This is a genomic window from Mesobacillus harenae (genome assembly GCF_013343715.1).
Lineage (GTDB): Bacteria > Bacillota > Bacilli > Bacillales > Cytobacillaceae > Mesobacillus_A > Mesobacillus_A harenae.
The window spans coordinates 75,663-92,746 of the sequence record NZ_JABUNR010000013.1; the positions used below are offsets into that span (position 1 = coordinate 75,663).

20 protein-coding genes are annotated in these 17,084 nt (G+C 40.1%); 1 reads left to right on the forward strand and 19 read right to left on the reverse strand.

What is annotated here, in order from left to right; genetic code table 11:
• Positions 1-53 precede the first annotated feature (53 nt).
• From aroH to HRJ06_RS16325, 19 genes are all read right to left on the reverse strand, one after another.
• Positions 54-422, reverse strand: a complete 369-nt coding sequence (gene aroH, locus HRJ06_RS16235; RefSeq protein WP_174734008.1) for a chorismate mutase — start codon at positions 420-422, stop codon at positions 54-56.
• Positions 423-1,511 (reverse strand): 3-dehydroquinate synthase, encoded by a 1,089-nt coding sequence (aroB, locus tag HRJ06_RS16240; protein WP_174734009.1) that lies wholly within the window; start codon positions 1,509-1,511, stop codon positions 423-425.
• The gene (gene aroC, locus HRJ06_RS16245; RefSeq protein ID WP_174734010.1) at positions 1,511-2,680 is read right to left on the reverse strand and encodes a chorismate synthase; all 1,170 of its coding nucleotides are present in this window, start codon (positions 2,678-2,680) and stop codon (positions 1,511-1,513) included. The genes aroB and aroC overlap by 1 nt, the downstream gene beginning before the upstream one ends.
• A gap of 221 nt (positions 2,681-2,901) precedes the next feature.
• Positions 2,902-3,675: a CheR family methyltransferase gene (locus HRJ06_RS16250; RefSeq protein ID WP_174734011.1), complete on the reverse strand. Its 774-nt coding sequence runs from the start codon at positions 3,673-3,675 to the stop codon at positions 2,902-2,904.
• A gap of 147 nt (positions 3,676-3,822) precedes the next feature.
• Complete coding sequence (ndk, locus tag HRJ06_RS16255; RefSeq protein ID WP_174734012.1) at positions 3,823-4,269, reverse strand: nucleoside-diphosphate kinase; 447 nt, start codon at positions 4,267-4,269, stop codon at positions 3,823-3,825.
• A 91-nt stretch (positions 4,270-4,360) separates the two neighbouring features.
• Entirely contained in the window at positions 4,361-5,323 is a 963-nt protein-coding gene (gene hepT, locus HRJ06_RS16260) for a heptaprenyl diphosphate synthase component II (RefSeq protein ID WP_174734013.1), read from the reverse strand.
• Between the two features lie 92 nt (positions 5,324-5,415).
• Positions 5,416-6,120, reverse strand: coding sequence for a demethylmenaquinone methyltransferase (locus HRJ06_RS16265; protein WP_174734014.1), 705 nt, complete (start codon positions 6,118-6,120; stop codon positions 5,416-5,418).
• A gap of 6 nt (positions 6,121-6,126) precedes the next feature.
• Positions 6,127-6,951 carry a heptaprenyl diphosphate synthase component 1 gene (locus HRJ06_RS16270; RefSeq protein ID WP_174734015.1) on the reverse strand — a complete coding sequence of 275 codons (825 nt, stop codon included), beginning with the start codon at positions 6,949-6,951 and terminating at the stop codon, positions 6,127-6,129.
• A 192-nt stretch (positions 6,952-7,143) separates the two neighbouring features.
• Positions 7,144-7,380, reverse strand: a complete 237-nt coding sequence (mtrB, locus tag HRJ06_RS16275; protein WP_174734016.1) for a trp RNA-binding attenuation protein MtrB — start codon at positions 7,378-7,380, stop codon at positions 7,144-7,146.
• A 32-nt stretch (positions 7,381-7,412) separates the two neighbouring features.
• A complete protein-coding gene (gene folE / locus HRJ06_RS16280) occupies positions 7,413-7,979 on the reverse strand; it encodes a GTP cyclohydrolase I FolE (RefSeq protein WP_174734017.1) in 567 nt (188 codons plus the stop codon).
• A gap of 277 nt (positions 7,980-8,256) precedes the next feature.
• Positions 8,257-8,529, reverse strand: coding sequence for an HU family DNA-binding protein (locus HRJ06_RS16285; RefSeq protein WP_174734018.1), 273 nt, complete (start codon positions 8,527-8,529; stop codon positions 8,257-8,259).
• A 569-nt stretch (positions 8,530-9,098) separates the two neighbouring features.
• Complete coding sequence (spoIVA, locus tag HRJ06_RS16290; protein ID WP_174734019.1) at positions 9,099-10,577, reverse strand: stage IV sporulation protein A; 1,479 nt, start codon at positions 10,575-10,577, stop codon at positions 9,099-9,101.
• Between the two features lie 246 nt (positions 10,578-10,823).
• Positions 10,824-11,534, reverse strand: a complete 711-nt coding sequence (locus HRJ06_RS16295) for a hypothetical protein (RefSeq protein WP_174734020.1) — start codon at positions 11,532-11,534, stop codon at positions 10,824-10,826.
• A gap of 32 nt (positions 11,535-11,566) precedes the next feature.
• Positions 11,567-11,743, reverse strand: coding sequence for a DUF2768 domain-containing protein (locus tag HRJ06_RS16300; RefSeq protein ID WP_338421112.1), 177 nt, complete (start codon positions 11,741-11,743; stop codon positions 11,567-11,569).
• Between the two features lie 444 nt (positions 11,744-12,187).
• Positions 12,188-13,234 carry an NAD(P)H-dependent glycerol-3-phosphate dehydrogenase gene (locus HRJ06_RS16305; RefSeq protein WP_174734022.1) on the reverse strand — a complete coding sequence of 349 codons (1,047 nt, stop codon included), beginning with the start codon at positions 13,232-13,234 and terminating at the stop codon, positions 12,188-12,190.
• An 18-nt stretch (positions 13,235-13,252) separates the two neighbouring features.
• On the reverse strand, positions 13,253-14,563 hold the full coding sequence (der, locus tag HRJ06_RS16310) for a ribosome biogenesis GTPase Der (protein ID WP_174734023.1): 1,311 nt from the start codon (positions 14,561-14,563) through the stop codon (positions 13,253-13,255).
• A gap of 208 nt (positions 14,564-14,771) precedes the next feature.
• Positions 14,772-14,957, reverse strand: a complete 186-nt coding sequence (locus HRJ06_RS16315; protein ID WP_174734024.1) for a capping complex subunit for YIEGIA — start codon at positions 14,955-14,957, stop codon at positions 14,772-14,774.
• A 1-nt stretch (position 14,958) separates the two neighbouring features.
• Entirely contained in the window at positions 14,959-15,849 is an 891-nt protein-coding gene (locus HRJ06_RS16320; protein ID WP_174734025.1) for a YIEGIA family protein, read from the reverse strand.
• Complete coding sequence (locus tag HRJ06_RS16325; RefSeq protein WP_174734026.1) at positions 15,842-16,450, reverse strand: YphA family membrane protein; 609 nt, start codon at positions 16,448-16,450, stop codon at positions 15,842-15,844. Before HRJ06_RS16325 ends, HRJ06_RS16320 begins: the two co-directional genes overlap by 8 nt.
• Positions 16,451-16,558: 108 nt before the next feature.
• On the opposite strand from HRJ06_RS16325, the gene HRJ06_RS16330 reads away from it, so the two are divergent.
• On the forward strand, positions 16,559-16,699 hold the full coding sequence (locus tag HRJ06_RS16330; RefSeq protein ID WP_174734027.1) for a YpzI family protein: 141 nt from the start codon (positions 16,559-16,561) through the stop codon (positions 16,697-16,699).
• Positions 16,700-17,084: the final 385 nt, after the last annotated feature.

A 17,084-nucleotide genomic window follows, 5' to 3' on the forward strand; every position in this document is an offset into this window, starting at 1 on the left:
CAATACTTGTTTTTTATGTGTAAGATTGCAGCCTTTGCAAATAAAGGCCGATTTTATCCCTTAACGGATAAATCAGGCCTCAAGCTTTTGGCACCCTCAAGATAAACATGAGTTATCTCGGATTGTGTTTGCTCAGTATGTACATGCATCATTACTCGTATACAAAGAGGCAGTGAATCTGGAACAGGAATCTCTTTCATACACATTACTGGCACATGAGTCCATCCGTCGATTAGCCTAAGTGCACGTGCAGGAAATGCTGCGGTTACATCATCTGTAACTGATATAAAAACAGAAGTAACTTCTTCTGGCTTAATTTTGTTGGTATCAATTACATTTCTCAGCAGTTTTTCGCTTGCTGAAACGATTTCTTCAGCAGTATCTTGGTTAATAGTTATAGCTCCCCTAACTCCACGGATCATTCACATTCCTCCTGTCTTCTGAAAGTTTATAAGATGGTTCTTAATGACTTTGTCGGGTACCTCCGTTAACACTGGCTCGCCCATTTTACCTAATAAAACAAAGCGCACCATTTGAGCCACAGACTTTTTGTCCTGTTTCATTCTAGCTACCAGCCGATCGACCGACATGTTTTCAGGCAGGTCAGTGCTATAGCCGAGTGTTTTTAGCCAACCTATGAACTGAGCTGTATCAAAGGACAATCCAAGCATAGACTGGCTGAGTTGGATCGCAAATACCATCCCTACAGCTACCGACTCTCCATGTGAAATGCCGCCATATCCAGCCTCTGCTTCTATAGCATGGCCAAGCGTATGGCCAAAATTAAGGTATGCGCGAATACCCATCTCCCTTTCATCCTGAGAAACAATCGCTCCCTTTATCTTAATTCCTTTTGTTAAAAAAAACTTTTGCTGTTCAGGTGTTACATGGTCCAGTGAGCTAATATTCTCAAGTAGCCAATCGTAAAAGCTTTTATCCTGAATCAGTGCATGTTTAATTACTTCTGCAAAACCTGAACGTCTCTCCCGGTCAGGGAGTGATTTGAGAAACTGCAAATCGTAAATGACAGCGTCTGGCTGATAGAAAGAGCCAACCATGTTTTTACCAAGCGGATGGTTAATGGCCACTTTCCCGCCAACTGCACTGTCATGGGCTAAAATTGTTGTAGGAATTTGAATAAAAGGGATGCCCCTCATGTAAGTGGCTGCCACAAACCCTCCCAAATCGCCAACCGCTCCTCCTCCAAATGAGAGGATGAGCGATTTTCGATCAAGCTTATTCTCTAATGCATATGAGAGACAATCAAAATAGACTTCAAAGGTCTTAGCTCTCTCCCCGGCCGGTACTGTCTTGACAGAAATTTTTTTACCCTGTAAGACACTCTCTAATCGGTCAAGGTAAAGTTTGCCTACGTTTTCATCGGTAATAATAAGAATTGATGTTAGATCCGTATATTTCTTGTCTACAAAAGAGTTAAGCTCTTTAACTGCTTCTTCGCCAATATATACCGGGTAGCTGTGGGAGTCTGTGGTAATTACTACCGAATCCATTAAAACTCCCTCATTTGTTTCCGCTGATCCTCAATCTCTAGCTTAAGAGTTTCGAATCGATCCCCATAATATTGTCCGACAATAGCTGCTGCCAGTTCCCATGCAATAGCAGCTTCAGCCACAACTGCTGCAGCTGGTACTGCACAGCTGTCAGATCGTTCAATACTCGCTGAGAAAGGTTCTTTTGTTTCAATGTCCACGCTCTGTAAAGGTTTGTAAAGCGTAGGTATAGGCTTCATAACACCCCTTACAACAATTGGCATTCCAGTTGTCATTCCGCCTTCAAAGCCGCCAAGGCGGTTTGACTTTCTGTAATAACCCTGCTCCTCATTCCAGACAATTTCATCATGTACCTCACTGCCAGGCTTTCGAGCTGCTTCAAATCCAATTCCAAATTCAACACCCTTAAAAGCATTAATACTGACAATTGCCGCAGCAAGCTTGGCATCAAGCTTTCGGTCATAATGGACATAGCTGCCCACTCCAGCTGGCATCCCTTCGGCGATTACTTCAACAATTCCCCCGATAGAGTCTCCATTTTTCTTAGCTTTATCAATGGCCTCCATCATTTGAACTTCTGCTTCAGAATCATAGCAGCGGACCGGAGAAGCCTCTGTTTTATCTTTCAATTCCTGAAGTGAATCATACCGCACAGGCTGTGCCTTTACTCCGCCAATTTCAATTACATGACATGCCAGTTCGATGCCTAGAAGAGAAAGCAGCTTTTTAGCAGCTGCACCTGCAGCAACCCTTACCGTTGTCTCTCGTGCAGAGGACCGCTCTAACACATTTCGCATATCACGGTGACCGTACTTAAGCGCTCCATTTAAATCAGCATGTCCAGGACGCGGCCGGGTAATTTTCCGTTTTACGTCATCAGAGTCTGTTTCCAGAGGCGCCTGCCCCATAATGTTTGTCCAATGCTTCCAGTCATTATTTTCAACCGCAAGCGTAACAGGAGAACCCAACGTATAGCCGTGTCTAACCCCGCTGAGAATTTGGACTTCATCCTTTTCAATCTGCATTCGTCTTCCTCTGCCGTAGCCTTTCTGCCTTCTTGCAAGATTCTCATTAATATCTTCTGCAACAAGAGGCATTCCGGCCGGCAATCCTTCAATAATGGCCGTTAACTGCGGTCCATGTGACTCGCCAGCTGTTAAATATCTCATACTCTTTCCTCCTTCAACTCATTAAAGGATTATGCTCCATAATATATCATACGAATTTAAATAAAAATAGCAAAAATTAAAAATTTTTTATAATCCAATAATTTAAAACTAATCTCGACATTCTATCATAAAAGAAATTCGAACCGCAATACTGGAGCCCTTAAGTCACAACTCTTGACTGGCTAAAATCATACAAGATGTTAAAAATCTTATAAAGCCTGCTAAATCTTTCGATAGAAAAAAGTATCAACTGTTTCGAGGCCAAACTGTAAAGGATTGAAGATCTGCTCAGTGCTTCCTACAAAAAGAATGCCTCCTGTTTTAAGCGCGGAGCTGAATTTGCGGTAGAGTTGATCTTTTGCTTCCTCAGTAAAATAGATAAGTACATTTCTGCAAATAATTAAATCGTAATCAAGGCCAAATGGGTCTGATAGCAGGTTTTGCTTTTTAAAAGTGACCGTCTTCTTGATTTCATCAGAAACCAGGTAAAATGCACCTTCCTTCGAAAAAAACTTCTCAGCCACCTGTTCAGGAACTTCTGTTAAACTCCGCTCAGAATATACTCCTAATTTGGCCTTTGCAATTACATTTTCATCAAGGTCAGTTGCTAAAATACGAATTTTTGATAAGGGAAGAAATCCTGAGAGCATCATTGCCATTGTGTAAGGTTCTTCACCTGTAGAACATGCCGCACTCCAAATCTTCAAATGTCTGCTATTTTCCATTAACTTTGGAAGTATTTTTTGCTCTAATACTTGCCATCTCTTTGAATTACGATAGAATTCGGAAACATTAATCGTCATTCTATCTAAAAGCTCTAAAAGAAGCTGGGGTTGCTGATTCAGTCCAAGTGTATACTCACGAAAGGATTTAAACCCCTTTTTTTGATAGAGCGTTGTAAGGCGGCGCTTCATTTGCGCTTCTTTATATAAAGATAAATTGATGCCAGTTTTCCGGTAGATATATTCTTTAAATTGGTCATAATCCTCAGCCATACGTAAACTCCCTTTAAGCCAAATTTCCCCAATATACTACAGTATAATAGAAAATCCGTTTAATAAGGAGACTTTTCTTTATAGACGATCATTTAGGTAAAATAAAAAACAGCATCTGTGTAAGCAAATGCTGTTTTTATTTTAAAATTAATAAACCCACTCATCATTCGTTTTAACATATTCTACAAGTTCTTCAGATTTGAAGAACAAGCCGATTTCACGCTCAGCGCTTTCGGCAGAATCAGATCCATGAATGACATTTTTCCCGACAGTTAAGCCAAAGTCCCCACGGAAAGTGCCTGGAGCAGCATCCTTTGGGTTAGTAGCACCCATCATTTGGCGAGCTGTTGCAATAACATTTTCGCCTTGCCAAACCATTGCAAATACTGGTCCGGAGGTAATGAAATCTACTAACTCTCCAAAGAAAGGACGTTCTTTATGTTCGCCGTAATGCTGTTCAGCAAGTTCCTTTGGAATAACCATTAGCTTAGCTCCAACTAATTGAAAGCCCTTTCTTTCGAAACGTCCTGTAATTTCACCGATTAAGTTGCGTTGAACTCCATCAGGTTTAACCATCAAAAAAGTTTTTTCCATGTTTTCCACTCCTAAAACGTATATGTATGGCGGATAGTCAAGAAGACATTCCTTGCAAATAGTAACATTTTTTTGAAAAATTGGCAACTTTTTAGAATTTCCGTTTACCTATAAACTTAGCAATATCTCTTAAGGTTTTTCTTGCGCGGTTAGGCGGCAATTCGTCAAGGATAGCAAAAGCTTTATTAAGGTACATATCACTTACACGAATAGATCTTTCAATAGCATCTGAACTTTTAACCATTTCAAGTATTCTATCCAACTCAGCCAGGTCCATATTTTCATGTACAGAAGCGATTTCCTTCAGGAGCCGTTCGTCTTCCATTGCATATAAGACTGGCAAGGTAATATTACCTTGAAGCAGATCTCCCCCTGCAGGTTTTCCAAGTTCTTTTTCGGTCGCGGTAAAATCGAGGATATCATCGGTAATTTGAAAAGACATCCCTACGTAATATCCAAATTGGAACAGTTTTTGGTGAACAATTGGCTCAACAGAAGAAGCAATTGCGCCAAGCTGGCAGCTGGAAGCAATTAATAGGGCAGTCTTCCTTTTGATTCTTCGCAAATAATCTCGTAGATTTTGATTGAAATTATATTTATCCTTGATTTGTTCTATTTCTCCTATACATAATTCTACAATGGTTTCTGAAAGAATTTTATGAGCTTCAGGATTATCAATCTTTGTCATCAGCTCTAATGAACGAGCAAAAATATAGTCTCCTGTGTACATGGCTGTCCGATTATCCCACTTAGACTTTATAGTGGGTTTGCCACGGCGCAGCTCAGCATCGTCAATAACATCATCATGTACCAATGAAGCCATATGAATCAGCTCCAAGGCTACAGCGACATCCTTGATGATCTCTATATCATAACTTCCAAACTTCCCCCCTAATAAAACAAAAACGGGGCGAATTCGTTTTCCCCCTGCCTGCAATAAGTGTAAGGACGCTTGATTAAGGAGAGGAGAATCTGCTTGAATAGAGGCTTCCAGCTCCTGTTCGATCTTGTTTATATCCGCGTTCAGATACGAATACACCATTTTTAACTTCATCGTTTCCACCCAGCTTTTAAAATCCTTCCTGCTTCTGTATCCTAAGAAAAGCTTTCAGCCTTCCTGGTTAGATAAGAAGAGGGGCTTCTAGTCTAGTGCTTATAACCAATATGCATGGCAGCAACGCCGCCGCTATATGGCTTATATGCTACATTTTCAAACCCTGCCTGTTCAAACATTTCTGCAAGCTTGACCATTCCAGGGAAATCCCTCGCAGATTCCTGGAGCCAGGAATACTCATTATAGCTTTTTGCAAAGATCTTACCGAATACAGGCATTATGAATTTGAAATAAAGGAAATACATTTGTCTAAAACCAATCAAAGTAGGTTGAGAGGTTTCAAGGCAAACTGCAATGCCTCCTGGTTTTAATACTCGCCGCATTTCTTTTAAGACTTGTAAATAATCCGGGACATTTCTTAAGCCAAACCCAATTGTAACATAATCAAAGCTGCTGTCAGGAAAAGGGAGTTCCATGGCATTCCCATGTATTAAAGTAACCTGGTCAAGATTAAGCTCCTTAACCTTTTCTTCACCAATCTTAAGCATATTCTTGCTGAAATCCAGCCCAGTAACTTTCCCTTCAGGGCCTACAGCATCTGCAAGTGCGATCGTCCAGTCACCTGTGCCACAGCAAACGTCTAAAGCATGTGCCCCTTTTTGGACGTCCATCCGCTTCATTGTCTCTTTCCGCCACCTTATATGCTGCTGAAAACTAATGACTGAATTCATCTGATCATAGTTCTTATAAATTTTCTCAAAGACATTATGAACACGCTGTTCTTTCGATTCTTGCATCGTATATTAACCTTCTTCCACCGAAATTTTCGCCAGCGTTGGCTGCTGTTTGATAATCGACTGTACTCGCTCCTTAAGCAGGCTATTTAAACCAGGAAGCTTGGCTAAGGCCTCATTAATTAATGTTTGTGCTTTATCTATATAGGAGTCACAAATGGTTATAAGCTGTACTTGCTGATCATGGGACAAAATGCTTAATTTTTTTTCTGGAAAAGTAAGTCTTTGTAAACAATCAAACACTAGTGAATATTCCAGCTCCATAAATAACTTTTTTTCGGCTTTAAGCCTTTTAACTAAAAGCAGATTCGAGGAAAATTCAACCCAGCCGGGCAAATAAAAGTGATTGGATAGTTTCTCAAACAAAGCAGACTCGATTACTTTTATGCTCTCCATTAACGTTTCTATTTTATCCATCTCGTTCTGGTAGACAACAATTTTTTGTTCATTTACTTCTTTAACACCATCTGCGAGTGATTTTATTAGCGGAATCTCACTTGAATGGGAAAGAAGCTGATAGTAAAGGCCACTATAATATGTTCCCGCTAGTACAGTAAGCTGTCGATTTTTATGTGTTGAACTTTCCTCTGTATGTGAATAGGAGTTCTCAACCATTTCATGAGTATCAAGGGCAATTTGAATAAGCATAGTTGCTAGGGCATAGCGTTCTATATTCTCGTCAGACATTTCTTGTTGTTTCATAAATGAAATAAGAAGCAGAAGTTTGTCTTCATCTATTTTAGGTTCCGCTATGTACTTAAGAAGATAGGGCTGTGCAGCTTTATTTACAATCAACTTCTTAATCTCCGTTAGTTTCACTTGTATTTCTTGCACCGGAATCACCCTTGTTTCCCAAAAGTATATGTATTCTATAGTCTTTCTGTAAAGATGCAGTACAAGCATCAATTGTTTCAAAGTAAAGGCAGTGCCAATTATATCACAAATGGCGCCGGATGGGCAGGATTAAGCAATTTATTCTCTTTATCTGCCGCACCCGATTAAATTACACAAAAAATAGTATGTTTTTTACTTTTTCTCACTCTCAATTTCACCATAGGAAGTGAGAATCTTTGCTTTTCCCCTAACCTTGACCGCTGAAGTATGTTCAGTAAACTGAGCAATCATTACTTCCCCTTTATCGAGCTTTTCCGAATGATGGAACCTGGTATCTGTCCCTCTTGTGAGGCCAATAACGTTGACACCATCCTCAATAGCTTTGATAACTATATAATCTGAATTTGCTGGTTGTCTCTTGTTCTCCATGCCTACTAGCCCCTTTCAGTTTTAATTAAATTTTAGCCCTTGATTAAGGAGAGGACTTCAGCTCTGGCGCTTACATCATCTGCAAATACTCCTCGAACAGCAGAAGTTACAGTCTTGGAGCCTGGCTTTCTTACCCCTCGCATTGTCATACACATATGCTCTGCTTCCACAACAACCATAACCCCATGAGGATCAAGCTTCTCCAAAATTGCGTTTGCTATTGTAGAAGTAATCCTTTCTTGGAGCTGAGGACGCCGCGTTACAGCTTCCACTGCTCTTGCAAGTTTGCTTAGTCCTGTTACCTTGCCGTTACGAGGTATATATGCAATATGCGCTCTGCCAAAAAACGGGACAAGGTGATGTTCGCACATAGAATGGAATTGAATATCCTTAACGAGTACCATTTCTTCATGATCTTCGCCAAATATTGTATCAAAATATTCTTTTGGATCTTGATTAAGTCCTTCAAAAACCTCTTCATACATTTTTGCAACCCTCTTCGGAGTATCAAGTAAACCTTCCCGATTTGGATCTTCGCCAACTGCTTCTAATATTAAACGTACCGCCTCTTCAATTTGGGCACGATTGACCTTTGTCATATTTGCTCCTCCTATGCAAGACAGCAGAATTATTAGTTTCATAATTAAGCTAAGCTCACAGTTAATAACATTTCAATATTAGCATAACCTTTTCATAACAGGCAAAGCAGAAAATTAAGGAAACCCATAATCCTGCGCTTTCGGTGGGTATTGGGTACACAGAGATGGCACTCAGGACAGCATACCGCGACCTGTATAACGCTCCTTAACAAAGAAAAAGACCGCGAAAGTTTCGCGGCCTTTTGCTTTAAGCATACGCTCAATGCAATATATGTAATTATTTAACTGCATCTTTAAGCGCTTTACCTGGTTTAAACGCAGGTACTTTGCTTGCAGCGATTTCGATTTCATCTCCAGTTTGTGGGTTGCGTCCTTTACGGGCAGCACGCTCACGAACCTCAAAGTTACCAAAACCGATTAATTGTACTTTCTCACCATTTTTAAGTGCATCTAAAATTGAATCAAAAACAGCGTCCACTGCTTTTGTTGCATCCTTTTTTGAAAGTTCGCCAGCTTCTGCAACTGCATTGATTAGTTCTGTTTTGTTCATGCCTTTCACCTCCTCCCAAAATTCATACATAGCTTAGAAAATAGGGTTGTTTACTACATTTCTAAACAAAATATGGGAATTCTATACGTTGCAGCGGGTATTTATTGATATAGTGTAAATAAAAACACTATTTTTCCCCTTTTTTGCTAGTAAACCCTTGTCTGATAAGGGTTTATTAGCTACAACGTTAATTCTGTTAAAAGATTATCATAATCATTTGCGCTTATCAAGATAAATTCGATAAATAATGGTAATCTTTTCATATCTGCAACATAATTGTAATAACTTAACCCCTTTTTTTCTACCCCATTCGACAACAATCAAACATTTATATAATATAAAAAAAACAAAAACCAAAACTGGCTATAAATAAATGACTGGACTGGAAAACGAGAAAAAAAGTAGTTTCAGGCTGCTTAGGTGGTACTGATATTATAGGCTCAATTGCATGACAGGCATAGGTTTCCTATTCCTTTAAGGTATATCCAGATCAGAGAGAAACTAAGGCTTAAACCCCCTTATAACAATTTCCTAAATAACAAAAAGGACTCCATTTAGGAGTCCAAAAATTATAATATAATAGCGATTAAGCCGCCGGATCCTTCGTTAATAATTCTCTCTAATGTCTCTTTCAGTTTATAGCGGGCATTTTCTGGCATTAGAGATATTTTAGCTTGAATACCCTCTCTTACAATCGAGCTTAAGCTTCGCCCGAAGATGTCTGAATTCCAGATAGAAAGTGGATCATCTTCAAAGTCCTGCATTAAATAACGAACAAGCTCTTCACTTTGTTTTTCAGTACCAATTATCGGAGAAAACTCTGATTCCACATCAACTTTGATCATATGGATGGATGGGGCAACTGCCCTTAGCCGGACGCCAAAGCGTGCTCCCTGCCTGATGATTTCAGGTTCATCTAGACTCATGTCAGCAAGCGATGGTGCTGCAATCCCATACCCAGTTTGCTTAACCATTTTCAAGGCATCCTCGATTTGATCATATTCCGCTTTAGCATGGGCAAAGTCCTGCATTAATTCGAGCAGATGATCTTTTCCTCTTATTTCAACTCCGACAATTTCCTTTAGAATCCCATCATACAAATCATCAGGAGCAAATAAATCGATTTCTGCAACTCCCTGGCCCATTTCAATTCCTGCCAGACTGGCACGATCGATAAATTCATAGTCACTGAACAAATGGACGACCCTGTCAACATCTCTAAGCCTCTTAATATCCTTAACTGTTTCTTTAACTGCATCCTGGTAGCTTTCTCGAAGCCAGTGATTCTCTCTTAAAACCATCACCCAGCTCGGCAGATTTACATTTACCTCCAAGACTGGAAATTCATACAGTGCCTCTCTCAATACACTCAATACGTCTGATTCTCTCATACCTTCGACACTCATAGCGAGAACAGGGATATCATATTTTTCAGCTAATTGTTCCCTAAGAGTTTCGGTATTAGGATGATAGGGCTGTACACTGTTTATCACCATGATAAACGGTTTCCCTACCTCCTTTAGCTCCTCTATCACCCGAGCTTCCGCTTCCAAATAATCCTGCCGTGGGATCTCGCCAATTGTTCCGTCGGTCGTAATGACTACACCAAGGGTAGAATGCTCCTGAATAACCTTTCTAGTACCAATTTCGGCAGCCTCATGAAAAGGTATCGGTTCTTCGTACCATGGCGTGTTGATCATTCTAGGGCCATTTTCATCCTCATATCCTTTTGCACCAGGTACAGTGTATCCGACGCAGTCTACAAGGCGGATATTTACTTCAAGCCCTTCTTCTACATGAATACTGGCAGCCTGGTTAGGAACAAACTTAGGTTCTGTTGTCATGATCGTTCTTCCCGCTGCGCTCTGTGGGAGTTCATCCTGGGCACGGGCCCTGTCAGCTTCATTGTTTATGTTAGGTAAAACAACTAGCTCCATGAACTTCTTAATAAATGTGGATTTACCAGTTCGAACCGCTCCTACTACTCCTAGATAAATATCACCGCCCGTTCTCTCGGCAATATCTTTAAAAATATCTACCTTTTCCAAGTGATTCCCTCCCGATCATAGAGTTAATGGGATAAAATTATCCAAATATTAATCTGGGACAGTATATGTTTATGATGTTGTCCTACATTAATATGACAGTTTTTTTTATCTTACCCCCTTATTTAAATCTTTGCCTTGTAATTGTCATCGCAACTGTGCGGAATTTAGCAGCTTTATACCATCCAGCCGGATAAAAGCAAAAAAAACCCTTCTCCTACAATATATTTAGCAGAAGAAGGGTTATGACTATTTCTCTAAAAAGATTGGTTCTTTTGTTTTAGGATCGATAGTATAAGGCAGAGAGTATGCGGGAACAAACATAGAGTCTTCCACAAGAAGCGGGCGTATATCCTCGCCAGGATTTAACTGGTGGCTAGTATCGTCCAACAGCTGAAATAGATCACTTCTGTAATCTACGTAAATTTCACCAGTCCCGCTCACAACGAAGGGAAGATTATGATTTGTATATGGGCTTACTGCAAAAGGAGGCTCCTTATACCCAAGTTCTGTAAAGTCTAAAGTGTAAATATTTTCTCCAATTCTTTCTTTATAGGGGGGATACCCGCCCGCTCGTATTCTCATTCTAATATCACGAATTGATTCAGCTATCCTCAGGTCGAACAGCTTAACTTTTGGACTTGTTTCTACATCAATTAGGACATACTGAAAGATTCCTCCCGCCTCAAAAGCATTACCTGGAGGCTCAGCCAGATATTGGGGAACTATTTTCGGAAAATCAATTGGATATTTCTGATAAATAGGAGTATCGCCTTCTTTTGTTTTTATAGGTAAAATACCGCCATTGGATTCCTGGAACTGATTCACTGCGGTTTGGACAGACGTTATCTGTTCTTCATAAGGCACCCTGTTCTGAGAAAGTTCATCCTGAGGGTACATGCATCCAGTCAGCAAACCGGCCAGAATCAGGCTAGATAAGGCCGTACGAACGTATTTCATATGTTACCAACCCTCTTATTCTATGTAATGTTTTAGTCTGTAGGACCACTTAAAACCACGAGAAATATTATGAGGCCAGCTGCTATCATAAAAACGTAAGCAATAATTCCTGTTATTATTTTAAAAGTACCTTTCAATTTAAACCGAGTCAAATATAGAAACAATAATGAAAAAAACATAAGGCCCATACCAACAAAGGAAATCCACATTTTAACTAAAGCCGGTGACAATATAACCACTCCTTTTCCGAAAAGAATTATACCATATCTGCAGGAGAATATCACAATGGATATAATGTTTAACTATGGGTATTTTGCAATTGCAATAACAATAGCGCCCATTAATGACGTATGAACTGGAGCAAACCAACTTGAGATATTGGAAACACGAAGAGCGGAAGCGATCGATGATGACTCATCGTAGGAAGAGGGCGAAGTACACTAGCCGCCAGGCGTTGGAACTGGATGAAAATGTTCAACCATAAAAAAAACTGAAGCAAAGATTGGGGCGACCTTTACTTCAGTTTTAAATTGACTAAATACCCAAACACCCGGTTCAATCACCAGTTTGCTTCGTTGCATTGTATGCAATTATAAGCAGAATCGCATCACCAAATGCCTAGTTTTAAAACAATTTGCTGAGAAGCACAAGGTTTAAAGCCTGTCTCCCAAAATGTTTGCAAGGTCTTCCATTTCATGGGTCTTTGTGCGCGCCATTAAATGATCGACTGCATCTTTAGGATTAACGCCATTAAACAAAACATCATAAAGAGCATTGGTAATTGGCATTTTCACATTATATTTTTGGGCAAGCTGATAAGCTGCTTTAGTTGTTCGAACCCCTTCAACAACCATTCCCATATTCTTGAGAACTTCTTCTAGACTTTGCCCTTTCCCTAATAAATTGCCAGCACGCCAATTTCGGGAATGAACACTTGTACACGTTACAATTAAATCACCAATTCCTGTCAGTCCGGAAAACGTTAATGGGCTTGCACCCATTTTAGCTCCAAGCCGCGCTATCTCTGCTAGTCCCCTTGTAATAAGAGCAGCTTTTGCATTATCCCCATAGCCAAGCCCATCGGATATTCCAGCGGCAAGAGCAATGATATTTTTTAACGCCCCTCCGATTTCAACGCCAATCAAATCTGGATTTGTATAAACTCTAAAGTTTTGATTAATAAACAAATCTTGGATACGTTCAGCAGCGGACATATCTTTTGATGTGACTGTTACAGTGGTAGGATGACGGAGACTGACTTCTTCTGCATGGCTTGGTCCTGAAAGAACCACAACGTCCTCCAGCAGGTCCTCAGGCAGCTCCTCCTCAATCATTTCAGAGATTCTAAGAAGAGTGTCAGGCTCGATGCCTTTACTCACATGGACGACCGTCAGTGAAGCTGGCTTAAGCTCGCTAATTTTATTTAATACTTCACGGATAGCCTTAGTCGGTACAGCCAATATGATGGTATCTATTCCAACAAGAACTTCTTCCAATGATGTATAACCCACAATCGTTTCAGGCAGCTTTATTTCTGGCAGGTATTTTTTGTTTGTATGCTCGCGGTTAATTTCCTCAATCTGAGCAGGAGTGTGGCCCCATATTCGAACCTCATGGCCATTATCTGCTAATACTAGTGAAAGTGCTGTTCCCCAGCTTCCTGCACCAATAACCGCGGCTTTTTCTACCTTTCGCTGCATAAAAACACATCCTTGTTATTATTTTCTTTCCCGAGGGAATATTTTTATCGGTGTACCCTCAAAACCAAAGGCGTCCCGAATTCTGTTCTCAAGGAATCGACGATAAGAAAAATGCATTAATTCGGGATCATTAACAAATACCACGAACGTAGGAGGCTTAACGGCAACCTGAGTTGCATAATAAATCCGCAGTCTCTTTCCGTTATCGGTAGGAGTCGGATTCATGGCTACTGCGTCCATTATCACATCATTTAGAAGGTTCGTCTGAACCCGCATTGAATGATTCTCACTAGCTTGATTTATGACTGGAATCAGAGTATGAATACGTTTTTTCGTAAGGGCTGAAAGATATACAATTGGAGCATAGCTAAGAAACTGAAAGTTATCACGTATTTTCAGTTCAAACTCTTTCATTGTTTTTTCGTCCTTTTCAATTGCATCCCATTTATTGACAACAATAATAATTGCCCTGCCCGCTTCATGCGCATACCCGGCTATGTGCTTGTCCTGTTCAATAATACCTTCTTCAGCATCCAGGACAACCAGCACTACATCTGAACGCTCTATCGCTCTCAAGGCCCGAAGTACACTATATTTTTCAGTGCTTTCATAGACCTTCCCTTTTTTTCTCATTCCTGCTGTGTCGATAATGACATACTCTTCACCATTGAAAACGAGTGACGAGTCGACGGCATCTCTTGTTGTTCCAGCAATATTGCTTACTATAACTCTGTCCTCTCCAAGAATGGCATTGACTAGGGATGATTTCCCAACGTTTGGACGGCCGATTAAAGAAAACTTTATAACGTCCTCGCCATACTCGTCATCCACTGCCTTCGGAAAGTTTTTTGCTACCTCATCTAAAAGGTCTCCGAGTCCTAAACCATGCGACCCTGAAATTGGATACGGGTCACCAAAACCCAGCGAATAGAAGTCGAAAATTTGGCTTCTCATTTCAGGATTATCAATTTTATTAACAGCCATTACAACAGGTTTATTGGACTTATAAAGTATCTTGGCCACTTCTTCGTCAGCTGCTGTTACTCCTTCACGTCCATTGGTTAAAAAGATAATAACATCCGCTTCATCAATGGCAACCTCCGCCTGCTGGCGTATTTGTTCTAGAAACGGCTCATCTCCAATATCAATCCCACCAGTATCAATGATATTAAAATCATATGTAAGCCACTCGGCCGAACTATAAATTCGGTCTCTTGTTACACCTGGAATATCCTCGACAATTGAAATTCTTTCTCCAACAATACGGTTAAAGATCGTGGACTTTCCTACATTTGGACGTCCAACTATGGCTACTACTGGTTTCGCCATGAACTTCACCCTTTCTTATCTTATTTAGGACCTGAATCATGAGCAGTTGAAAACTGTTCATACAGCCTAATTAAAAGTATCGTTTATCATAAAAAAAATTTGAAAATCAATACTTATAAAATAAACCCTTCTTAAAATAGAAGAAGGGCCTAACTTATTCAGTTTAACAAATGTCCTGTCCCTCAAGCAATGAAAACATTTCCATTCCCTAATGTTTCACTATAACATATAATTCATCAGAAAGCGCATGCGCAATCCCGTCTAATATCGCTTCGAGGTTGGCAGTAATATTTTCCATTTCCTCCTTTGTGTCACAGTGAAAGACCGCAGCACCTGCAGGAACCTTCTTAGGATTCGTTGTAATGATGGCAAGAATATATTTTTCTAAGTCCATATTACTCCCCACCCTTCTTAGTCTTTTTCTTTTCTGAAGGCATCCTTATAGCGTTTTCTAAAATTGGCACATCTCCAATTATTTCAATTGCTCTTTCAGCATCCCGTTCTTGCGGTAAAACGAATACAGCAATTCTGCCGTCATCCAAATCCCTTTTTGCGAGGGGCACGAGTGCAGGTGTTCCTGAATCACGATAAACACCTAAAGCAGTAGAAACATCATGCAATATTGCCTGTCTTTGCCCAAGATTCGCGATGGTGCTCCTGGAATTAAAATCTTTAGGCTTTAGAATAAAGCCCATACCATATCTAAGTATTTCCGCTTGCCTCACTGGCAACCCAATGTTCATCATATAAATATTATCAACATATAGCCCCACCCCATCAAACCTGGGTTCCACAAATTGAATATCGACAATTTCTTTCAATTTCCCGCCGCTCATTAAACTTTTTGAGATTAATACCGCAACAACGGCAGCAATAATTCCAACCCAAATGTTAAACATTAAATAGCCTAACGTACTAACAAGAGAGGTGAATATCACTAAATAATTTCTGCTCTCAAAAGCTATTGCAACCCCTTCAATATAGGTCTTTCCTCTTGATACAAGCTCATAGCTGTCTAATTCGGTTAATGTATTTCTTTCCATGTTCCTAACTTCACGAAATTGAGAGGCGGCAAGCGTTAAAAACGTAATAGCAGTAAATTCTTCTTCAAGAATGGCAGGAACAGCCACAGTCCCCAGTCCGGCAGCAATGAACCCAAGTGCTACATGGATAATTTTCCCATGAAGATAAGTCGGATATTGACGGTAATCTGTTCTTAACATTAACATCCTGGTCAGCGTTCCTATTATTACTCCAAATAAAATAGGCAAAGTATATTCATTCATGGTGATTGTGTTTTTCCCCCTCAGTATAATTCAAGTTATTCTCAATATAAGCTGACAAAAGCTCAAGACCGCTCCAGGCTAACAATACAAAAGACGAAATAGCTATAACATCCAAAAATTCCATTGATGCAATCAGATAAGGCATACCCAGTTTTTTTAGTATCAAGGAATAAAGAATCTCTCCTTGCAATGTTCCCACAAGCATTGTTACTATCCTCATCTTTTTATCTGTTTGGAGCAATAGGGTCAAATAGGCAATCATGACAGCTGCCATCCAAGTCCGGTCAAACAGAAGCCATACTGGGTCGAATAATTCAAAGATAAGAAAACTAACATATCCCAGCATTAAAATAAGCGAGGTGATAAACAAATACGTAAAGGTTTTTTTACTAATATCCTTTGTATGGAGGTAAATAAAAAACATAATGACAAAAGCACTTGCATGGAAGTGTATCCCTCCCGCTTCCATGTTATAGGGTGAAATGATGATCATACTCAAGATCCAAATTGACAGTGTCGTCCTTTGCGGGTGCTTGGGCAGCAAAAATGTGAAGATAATCCAAGACGCCCAGGCAAACCAGTAAAACAGAAGCCCTTCCATTCAGCTACCTCCTATCATTTCCATTATGGCTTTTGCTTATGTACTTTAATCTTTGCAGGATAAACTTTTTGCCATTTACCATTCTAAGTAATAGGAGGTGAGAACCATATGGGTAAAGATAGACAAGAACAAAAGCTTAGAGAAAGTGGACGGGTTGAGTCAGACAGAGATCAAGCGCTGCATTATCCTGGATCTGCAAGACTTTCAAGTCCGGGAGAAGCAAGAAGGTTAAACGACTCAAAAAGATAACGTGAAAAAGCTCCCTTTTTAGAAAGCTTCAGGCTGTAGGCAAACTCGAAGAATTTCAAGTTTGCCTACAGCCTTTTAAATACAAATAGGGAAAAATAGCATGTTGATTTAGATTTCGGAACTCTTATCACTTCTGCAGATTCATAATAAGAAAAGCGCAAGCGCCTTGAACAGCCCCGACTCAAGTGCTGGAGGGCCAGAAGATGAAGTCGTTCTTTGACTTTACTATCTGCACCGAGGCACCTTGAACTTCTCGAAGCCTATCAGCTCCTCGTAAGATACTTAGGGAAGCCAACTCTTGTGGAAAACTGACTAGGCACTGGAGCTAGACAGTATTCAATGTTAAAGATCTTTTAAAAAAGACAAAAAGCATCGAGAACAAGTT

Bases quoted from the DNA above. Each gene is read 5' to 3' on its own strand.
- HRJ06_RS16250 (WP_174734011.1), bottom strand. From the start codon at position 3,675: ATGGCTGAGGATTATGACCAATTTAAAGAATATATCTACCGGAAAACT.
- HRJ06_RS16325 (WP_174734026.1), bottom strand. From the start codon at position 16,450: ATGGAAGGGCTTCTGTTTTACTGGTTTGCCTGGGCGTCTTGGATTATC.
- der (WP_174734023.1), bottom strand. From the start codon at position 14,563: ATGGCGAAACCAGTAGTAGCCATAGTTGGACGTCCAAATGTAGGAAAG.
- HRJ06_RS16305 (WP_174734022.1), bottom strand. From the start codon at position 13,234: ATGCAGCGAAAGGTAGAAAAAGCCGCGGTTATTGGTGCAGGAAGCTGG.
- folE (WP_174734017.1), bottom strand. From the start codon at position 7,979: ATGACAAAGGTCAATCGTGCCCAAATTGAAGAGGCGGTACGTTTAATA.
- mtrB (WP_174734016.1), bottom strand. From the start codon at position 7,380: ATGGAGAACAAGAGACAACCAGCAAATTCAGATTATATAGTTATCAAA.
- ndk (WP_174734012.1), bottom strand. From the start codon at position 4,269: ATGGAAAAAACTTTTTTGATGGTTAAACCTGATGGAGTTCAACGCAAC.
- aroH (WP_174734008.1), bottom strand. From the start codon at position 422: ATGATCCGTGGAGTTAGGGGAGCTATAACTATTAACCAAGATACTGCT.
- aroC (WP_174734010.1), bottom strand. From the start codon at position 2,680: ATGAGATATTTAACAGCTGGCGAGTCACATGGACCGCAGTTAACGGCC.
- hepT (WP_174734013.1), bottom strand. From the start codon at position 5,323: ATGAAGTTAAAAATGGTGTATTCGTATCTGAACGCGGATATAAACAAG.
- HRJ06_RS16295 (WP_174734020.1), bottom strand. From the start codon at position 11,534: ATGAAATACGTTCGTACGGCCTTATCTAGCCTGATTCTGGCCGGTTTG.
- HRJ06_RS16265 (WP_174734014.1), bottom strand. From the start codon at position 6,120: ATGCAAGAATCGAAAGAACAGCGTGTTCATAATGTCTTTGAGAAAATT.
- aroB (WP_174734009.1), bottom strand. From the start codon at position 1,511: ATGGATTCGGTAGTAATTACCACAGACTCCCACAGCTACCCGGTATAT.
- HRJ06_RS16315 (WP_174734024.1), bottom strand. From the start codon at position 14,957: ATGGACTTAGAAAAATATATTCTTGCCATCATTACAACGAATCCTAAG.
- HRJ06_RS16285 (WP_174734018.1), bottom strand. From the start codon at position 8,529: ATGAACAAAACAGAACTAATCAATGCAGTTGCAGAAGCTGGCGAACTT.
- HRJ06_RS16320 (WP_174734025.1), bottom strand. From the start codon at position 15,849: ATGAATGAATATACTTTGCCTATTTTATTTGGAGTAATAATAGGAACG.
- HRJ06_RS16330 (WP_174734027.1), top strand. From the start codon at position 16,559: ATGGGTAAAGATAGACAAGAACAAAAGCTTAGAGAAAGTGGACGGGTT.
- HRJ06_RS16300 (WP_338421112.1), bottom strand. From the start codon at position 11,743: ATGTGGATTTCCTTTGTTGGTATGGGCCTTATGTTTTTTTCATTATTG.